This is a genomic window from Streptomyces sp. NPDC060205 (genome assembly GCF_042728395.1).
In the GTDB taxonomy this organism is placed as follows: domain Bacteria; phylum Actinomycetota; class Actinomycetes; order Streptomycetales; family Streptomycetaceae; genus Streptomyces.
In genome coordinates this window covers 1-7,967 of record NZ_JBHWZP010000392.1, presented here as the reverse complement: position 1 = coordinate 7,967, position 7,967 = coordinate 1, and the positions used below count along the sequence as shown (strand labels likewise).

Annotated in this window: 5 protein-coding genes; 2 read left to right on the top strand and 3 right to left on the bottom strand. The window is 70.2% G+C overall.

Going from position 1 to position 7,967, the window contains the following annotated elements; translation table 11 throughout:
• Positions 1-133 precede the first annotated feature (133 nt).
• From ACFWGJ_RS38810 to ACFWGJ_RS38800, 3 genes are all read right to left on the bottom strand, one after another.
• Positions 134-1,711, bottom strand: a complete 1,578-nt coding sequence (locus ACFWGJ_RS38810; protein WP_387333663.1) for a cation acetate symporter — start codon at positions 1,709-1,711, stop codon at positions 134-136.
• Between the two features lie 26 nt (positions 1,712-1,737).
• Positions 1,738-2,205 (bottom strand): DUF485 domain-containing protein, encoded by a 468-nt coding sequence (locus ACFWGJ_RS38805; protein WP_387333661.1) that lies wholly within the window; start codon positions 2,203-2,205, stop codon positions 1,738-1,740.
• A gap of 236 nt (positions 2,206-2,441) precedes the next feature.
• Positions 2,442-3,944, bottom strand: coding sequence for an MFS transporter (locus tag ACFWGJ_RS38800; protein WP_387333662.1), 1,503 nt, complete (start codon positions 3,942-3,944; stop codon positions 2,442-2,444).
• 535 nt (positions 3,945-4,479) lie between these two features.
• Between ACFWGJ_RS38800 and ACFWGJ_RS38795 the strand changes: the two genes are divergently transcribed.
• Together ACFWGJ_RS38795 and ACFWGJ_RS38790 are read left to right on the top strand one after the other, a co-directional pair.
• Positions 4,480-5,268, top strand: a complete 789-nt coding sequence (locus ACFWGJ_RS38795; RefSeq protein WP_387333660.1) for an ABC transporter ATP-binding protein — start codon at positions 4,480-4,482, stop codon at positions 5,266-5,268.
• Positions 5,265-7,838, top strand: coding sequence for an ABC transporter permease (locus ACFWGJ_RS38790; protein ID WP_387333659.1), 2,574 nt, complete (start codon positions 5,265-5,267; stop codon positions 7,836-7,838). Before ACFWGJ_RS38795 ends, ACFWGJ_RS38790 begins: the two co-directional genes overlap by 4 nt.
• Positions 7,839-7,967 lie beyond the last annotated feature (129 nt).

Here is a 7,967-nt window from a genome sequence, read left to right as displayed (position 1 = left end):
AGCATCTTGAGGGGCGCGGGGAACTGCGCGATCGGCCTCCACCGGGCCCGCAGTTTTCTAGGGGCGCGGGGAACTGCGCAATACGCCCCGCCGGGCCGCAGCGGGCAGACGCCCCCCCCGCACCCCCCGGAGGTCACCCCTTGCGGGCCGCGCCCGCCAGGATCCAGCTTTCCACCGCCTCGTACTGGCGCCGGTGTTCCTCCCCCGCCCGCCGCCCCGAGGCGACCGTGCCGAGCCAGCCGAGGGCGAAGCCCAGGGGGATGGAGACGATGCCGGTCGTGGTGAACGGGAACCACGTGAAGTCGTGGTCCGGGAACGCCGAGATGGGCGACCCGGACACCAGATTCGTGCCGGTCATCAGGATCAGCGTGCCCAGCGAGCCGCCGATGAGCGTGCACAGCAGCCCGGCCCGGGTGTACCGCCGCCAGAACAGGCTGTAGACCAGCGCGGGCGCGATCGCGGAGGCGCCCAGGCAGAACGACAGCGTGACCAGCGGCTGCAGGCTGTGGTGCTGGACGAGCGTGGCCAGCACGATCGCCGGGATCCCGACGGCCGCGGCCGACGCCCGCGCCAGCGTCATCTCGCGGCGCGGCGTGAGCGGTTCATTGCGGTGGGCGAAGATGTCGTGGGCGAGGGAGTTGGCGCAGGCGAGGATCATGCCGGCGACGGAGGCGAGCAGTGTCAGGAAGAGCGCGGCGGTGACGGTGGTGAACAGGAACGTCTCCGCGGTGGAGACGTCCGTCCCGAACGCGGCCCGGGAGCCCAGCAGGTACGCCGTGTTGCCCTGCGGGTCCGCGCCCGCGATGGCCTCGCGCCCGATCAGTGCCGTCGCGCCGAAGCCGACGACCGTGATGACGAGGACGAACAGGGCCACGGCCGGCACTGCCCAGGACATGGAGCGGCGTACCTGACGGGCGCTGCCCGCCGTGTACATGCGCATGGTGATGTGCGGCAGACAGGCCCCGCCCAGCACCACCGTCAGCTGCGCGCTGATCATGTCCAGGCGCGGGCTGGGTCCGGTCGAGAACTGCAGGCCGGAGCTGAGGAACGCGGACCCGGCCCCGCTGTTCTTCGCCGCCTGGCCGAAGAGAGCGCCGAGGTTCCAGTCGAATGTGCTGAGGATGAGCAGGGCGACGACGGCGCCGGAGCCGAGCAGCATCACGATCTTCAGGATCTGGATGAGCGCGGTGCCCTTCATCCCGCCGATCGCCGCGTAGCTGATCATCAGGAGGCCGAGGCCGATGATGCAGCCCGTCTTCAGCCCCTCGCTGGAGAAGCCGAGGATGAAGGCGAGCAGATCGCCGGTGCCCGCGAGTTGTACGAGCATCAGCGGGAGCAGCGCGGTCAGCGTCGCCGCGCACGCCGCGATCCGTACCGCCCGGCCGGGCATCCGCCGGGCCAGGGCGTCGCCCATGGTGAACCGGCCCGCGTTGCGCAGGGGTTCGGCCAGCAGGAACATCAGGAGCATGAGGGACAGGGCGGTGCTCAGGGCGAGTACGACGCCGTCGTACCCGAAGAGCGCGATGACGCCGCCGGTGCCGAGGACGGTGGCGGCGGAGATGTAGTCACCGGCGATGGCGAGGCCGTTGCGCATGGGGGAGAGGCTGCCGTAGCCGGTGTAGAACTCGTCGAGGTCGTCGCGGTCGGGGCCGGTCATCACGCAGAGCAGCAGCGTGATGGTGGCCACGACGGTGAACGCCACGAGGGACATCGCCTGGGCGGAGTTGCTGAAGCCGGTCACTGGTGTGCCTCCGCGCGCTTGGTGTCCAGCTCGGCCTGCTTCCTGAGCCGCTCGGCGATCGGGTCGACGGTCCTGCGGGCGGTGTACTCGTACAGTCCGATGGCCGCGCCGGTGACGGGGACCTGGATCAGGCCGAGGAGCAGGCCGACGGTCAGGCCGTCGGTCACCTCGCTGGTCATCAGCGAGGGAGCGGACGCCGACAGGACGAGGAACAGCGTGAAGTAGCCGAGCGCGGTCAGGGTCGCGACCCGCCGCTGCAGCCGGTAGGCGGAACGCAGCATCCGGATGTCGCTGTGCTGTCCGAGCGCGCTGTGCCGGGGCCGGTGCGGCCCGGCGGGCCCGGGCTCCGGCTGTTGCTGGGGTGCCCAGGGGTAGGTGGAGTAGGACGGGGAGGAGTTGTACGGCGGTTGGTGGGGCGGACGGTGCGGTGGAACGGGATACGACGGGGACGTGTCGTAGGACATCCCGGTTCTCCTTGCGTGGCTCGGGCCCGAAACGGACCGCAGGGAGCGGGGGGTGGAGCGACGACGCACGTTACTCGCAGGTAGTCGAGCGACGCGAGGGTTTTGACAAACTGATTGGTCGGTACGCGCTTACTTCGCTGACCTGGGGTGTTACCCGCGTTAACTTCTTTACGTCCGTTTCGTGGGTGTCCACTTGTGGCCGAGGTGTCCCGAGCTTTCGGACCGCCGGGCGGCCCTCAGTCCCCGGGGCTCTTGAGGACCGGGAAGCGGCGCGGGGCCATGAACAGCAGGACCAGGAAGGCCAGGGCCGCCGCGCAGGCCGCGCCGAAGTAGACGGCGTGGACCGCCTCCGCGACCGCCCGGCGTACGTGTTCGGCCGGTGCGCCCGACTCCAGGGACGCGGTCACCGAGTCCAGGTCGCCCGCGCCGCCCAGCCGGGAGGCCAGGACGCCGTTGGCGACCGCGCCGAAGAGCGCGGCGCCGACCGTCTGGCCGGTCTGCCGGCAGAAGAGTACGGACGCGGTGGTCGTCCCGCGTTCCGCCCAGTCGACGGTCGACTGGACCCCGATGAGCAGGGGCAGTTGGAAGAGGCCGAGCGCCCCGCCGAGCAGGAGCATCAGGACGGCGGGCTGCCAGGCCGCGCCGGGATACGGCAGGAACGGGAAGGCGAACAGGATCAGCGTGGCCGTGCCGATGCCGAGCATCGCCGTGCTGCGGAAGCCGATGCGCCGGTACACGTGCTGGCTGAGGGCCGCCGACACCGGCCAGCTCAACGTCCATACGGAGAGCACGAATCCGGCCGCGACGGGGGTGAGCCCGAGCACCGACTGCGCGTACGTGGGCAGGAAGACGGTCGGCGCGACCATGAGCAGGCCGAGCGCGCCGAGCGCGAGGTTCACGGCGGCGATGGTGCGGCGGCGCCACACCCAGCCCGGGATGATCGGTTCGGCCGCCCGGCGTTCGACGAGTACGAGGAGGCCGATGAGCGCGGCTCCCGTACCGAACAACGCCAGCGAGGGCGCCGACAGCCACGGCCACGCCACCCCGCCCTGCACCAGGGCCGTCAGGAGGACGCCGCCGCAGGCGAAGACGGTGAGCGCGCCCGCCCAGTCGACGCGCGGACGGCGCGCGGGGGCGGCCCGTTCGGGCTCGTGCAGGTGGCGGACCAGCAGCCACAGGGCGACCGCGCCGAGCGGCAGGTTGATGAGGAAGATCCAGCGCCAGTCGGCGTACGAGGCGAGCAGTCCGCCGATCGCCGGGCCCGCGATCGCCGAGGTGGCCCACACCGTGGACAGCTTCGCCTGTATCTTCGGGCGCTGCTTGAGCGGGTAGAGGTCGGCGGCGAGCGTCTGGACCGTGCCCTGGAGTGCGCCGCCGCCGAGGCCCTGGACGATACGGAACGCGATCAGCGCGGCCATGTTCCAGGCGAGCGCGCACAGCAGGGAGCCGAGCAGGAACAGGACGCAGCCGGCGATCAGGACCGGCTTGCGGCCGAAGGTGTCGGAGAGCTTGCCGTAGACGGGCAGGGTGACGGTCACCGCCAGCAGATAGCCGGAGAACAGCCACGAGAAGACGGAGAAGCCGCCGAGGTCGCCGACGATCTGCGGGACGGCGGTCGACACGATCGTGGAGTCGAGCGCGGCCAGACCCATGCACAGCATGAGGGAGGCGACGACGGCTCTGCGGTTCCCGGCCCCGGCCCGCGCCGCGGCGGGCCCGTCCTCCGTGACCGCCGGTATCCCGGTGTCCCCCTGGCCCACAGGATTCCTTCCCCTTGCACCTATCTGCCGTGGCCACTCTCCCACTTGAGCCTCACGTCGCGGGAGGGCGGATGCTCCAAGGGCCGGAAGGTGGAGGCGTCCCCGAGAAGGACTCCACCGGCAGGTGGACAGCCCCTAGGGGAACCTCCGTACTACGGCTCGGGGAGGGGTCGTCCCGGCGGAGGACGAGACGGCAGGGGCGGCGTCCTTAACCTGGCTTTATGCCGCTGAGGGGGGCTGAGGGCGGTGCGCAGGGCGGTGTCCCGCACCTTCGGGGGTGGGGTTTTCCCCAGGAGAAGACTGCGCTGGGCACCAGCGCGGCGCACCCCCCTCCGCCAGCAGACTGATGGCTGTGACCGGGCGGCGTGACCGCACCGCCGCACCGCACGACGTACTTGCACAGCGCAGTTCGCACGACGCAGTTCACACGACGCAGTTCACACATCCAGCCGGGCGGCGTGACCGCACCGCAGACCGTCACTGTCCTGACAGTGACCGACTTAGGAGACATACCGTGACATCGGCTGTAACCATTCCCAGGCACGGGGGCACTGGAGAGCGTACGGCCGTTGCCGCGCGGGCACGGCAGGTCGTCAAGGCGTACGGGTCCGGGGAGACCCGGGTCGTCGCCCTGGACCAGGTCGACGTGGACATCGCACGCGGCCGGTTCACCGCGATCATGGGCCCCTCGGGGTCCGGCAAGTCCACCCTGATGCACTGCCTCGCCGGCCTCGACACCGTCTCCGCCGGAAAGATCTACCTGGACGAGACCGAGATCACCGGCCTCAAGGACAAGAAGCTCACGCAGCTGCGCCGGGACCGGATCGGCTTCATCTTCCAGGCGTTCAACCTGCTGCCGACGCTGAACGCCCTGGAGAACATCACGCTCCCGATGGACATCGCGGGCCGCAGGCCGGACAAGGCGTGGCTGGCCCAGGTCGTCGAGACGGTCGGCCTCGCCTCCCGGCTCAAGCACCGGCCCAACCAGCTCTCCGGCGGCCAGCAGCAGCGCGTCGCCGTGGCCCGCGCCCTGGCCGCCCGGCCCGAGATCATCTTCGGTGACGAGCCCACCGGGAACCTCGACTCCCGCGCCGGCGCCGAGGTACTGGGCTTCCTGCGCCGCTCGGTCGACGAACTCGGCCAGACCATCGTGATGGTGACGCACGACCCGGTCGCCGCCTCCTACGCGGACCGCGTGCTGTACCTGGCCGACGGCCGGATCGTCGACGAGATGCTCCGGCCGACCGCCGACGCCGTTCTCGACCGCATGAAGGACTTCGACGCCCGGGGGCGCACGTCATGACCGTCTTCAAGACCTCGATGCGCAACTTCTTCGCGCACAAGGGACGCATGGCCCTGTCGGCCGTCGCCGTCCTGCTGTCGGTGGCGTTCGTGTGCGGCACGCTCGTCTTCACCGACACCATGAACACCACCTTCGACAAGCTCTTCGCGACGACCTCGTCCGACGTCACGGTCTCCCCCAAGGGCGCAGAGGCCGACGACACCCCGCAGAACGGCAAGCCGGAGTCGCTGCCGGCCTCGGCCGTCGAGCGGACGCGCAAGGCGGAAGGCGTCAAGTCCGCCGAGGGCGCGGTCAGTTCGATGAACGTGACCGTCGTCAACAGCGACAACAAGAACATGGGGTCCAGCACCGGCGCCCCGACGATCGCGGGCAACTGGACGAAGAACGACCTGCGTTCTATGGAGATCACCTCCGGGCACGCCCCGCGCGGACCCACCGAGGTGATGGTCGACGCCGACACCGCGGACAAGCACCACCTCACGATGGGTGACGAGCTGCGCACCATAGCCGTCACCGGTGACTTCAAGGCGAAGATCGTCGGTATCGCCACCTTCAAGATCACCAACCCCGGTGCCGCCGTCGTCTACTACGACACCGCCACCGCACAGCGCGAACTGCTCGGCGCGACCGGCCGGTTCACCCAGATCAACGTCACGGCCGCCGCCGGAGTGACCGACGCCCAGCTCAAGCAGAACGTGACCGCGCAGCTCACCGCCGCCGACGGCACGTACAAGATCCAGACGCAGAAGGAGTACGCGGACGAGAGCCGCGAAGGCATCGGCGAGTTCATGAACGTCATCAAGTACGCCATGCTCGGCTTCGCCGGAATCGCCTTCCTCGTCGGCATCTTCCTCATCATCAACACCTTCTCCATGCTGGTCGCCCAGCGCACCCGGGAGATCGGCCTGATGCGGGCCATCGGCTCCTCCCGCAAGCAGGTCAACCGGTCCGTGCTCATCGAGGCGCTGTTCCTCGGCGTCGTGGGCTCCGTCCTGGGCGTCGCCGCCGGTGTCGGCATCGCGGTCGGCCTCATGAAGCTCATGTCGATGGCGGGCATGAACCTCTCCACCGCCGACCTGACGGTCAAGGCCGCCACCCCGGTCATCGGCCTGGTCCTCGGCGTCGTCGTCACCGTCCTAGCCGCCTACCTGCCCGCCCGCCGGGCCGGCAAGGTCTCCCCGATGGCCGCACTGCGCGACGCCGGTACGCCGGCCGACGGCAAGGCCGGCTGGATCCGCGGCCTCATCGGCCTGGTCCTCACCGGTGCCGGCGGCGCCGCGCTCTTCACGGCGGCCGGCGCGGACAAGGCGAGCGACGGCGCGTCGATGCTCGGCATCGGTGTGGTGCTCTCACTGATCGGCCTCGTCATCATCGGCCCGCTCCTCGCGGGCGGCGTGGTCCGGGTCCTCAGCGCGGTCCTGCTGCGCGGCTTCGGCCCCGTCGGACGCCTCGCCGAACGCAACGCGCTGCGTAACCCGCGCCGTACCGGCGCCACCGGAGCGGCCCTGATGATCGGTCTCGCGCTGGTCGCCTGCCTCTCCGTGGTCGGCTCCTCGATGGTCGCCTCCGCGACGGAGGAACTCGACAAGTCGGTCGGCACGGACTTCATCGTCCAGGGCAACCAGCGGATCGTCCCGCAGGCCCAGAAGGCCATCGAGGACACACCCGGCCTGGAGCACGTCACCAGCTACAAGATCGTCGAGGCGAAGCTGACCTCGCCCGACGGCAGGACCGAGGACACCGACGTCACGGCCGCGGACCCCACGTACGCCAGTGACCTGCGCCGCGAGACGCTCTCCGGTGACCTCGCGGCGGCGTACGGCAAGGACGCGATGTCGGTCGGCTCCGACTACGCCAAGAAGCACGGCGTCAAGGTCGGCGACACCATGACCGTCGCCTTCGAGGGCGGCCGGACCGCCAAGCTGAAGGTCGCTGCGGTCACGGACGACGACACGGCCCTCGACAAGGGCTCGCGCTACCTGAACATCACCACGCTCAAGCGGTACGTCCCGGCCGACAGGATGCCGCCGAACGACATGATGTTCGCCACCGCCGAGGACGGTCAGGAGAAGGCGGCGTACGCCTCCCTGAAGAAGTCCCTGGACGCCTACCCGCAATACCAGGTCCGGGACCAGACCGACTACAAGCAGGAGCTCAAGGACCAGATCGGCCAGCTCCTGAACATGGTCTACGGCCTGCTGGCCCTCGCGATCATCGTGGCGGTCCTGGGCGTCGTGAACACCCTGGCCCTGTCGGTGGTCGAGCGGACCCGTGAGATCGGCCTGATGCGCGCCATCGGCCTCTCGCGCCGCCAGCTGCGCCGCATGATCCGCCTGGAGTCGGTCGTCATCGCCCTCTTCGGAGCGCTGCTCGGCCTCGGCCTGGGCATGGGCTGGGGCGCCACCGCCCAGCAGCTCCTCGCCCTGGAGGGCCTGAAGGTCCTCGACATCCCCTGGCCGACGATCATCGGAGTCTTCATCGGCTCGGCATTCGTGGGGCTGTTCGCGGCGCTGGTCCCGGCGTTCCGGGCGGGGCGGATGAACGTCCTGAACGCCATCGCTACGGATTAGCTGCCGCCGGGCCGCTGCGCTGCTTGAGCGTCCACCACGGACGGGGGTCTTGGTGGGATCCTGGTGCGGGCCCGGTGGGGGTGGTCCCGAAAGATTGCGCAGTTCCCCGCGCCCCTAGGTACCTAGGGG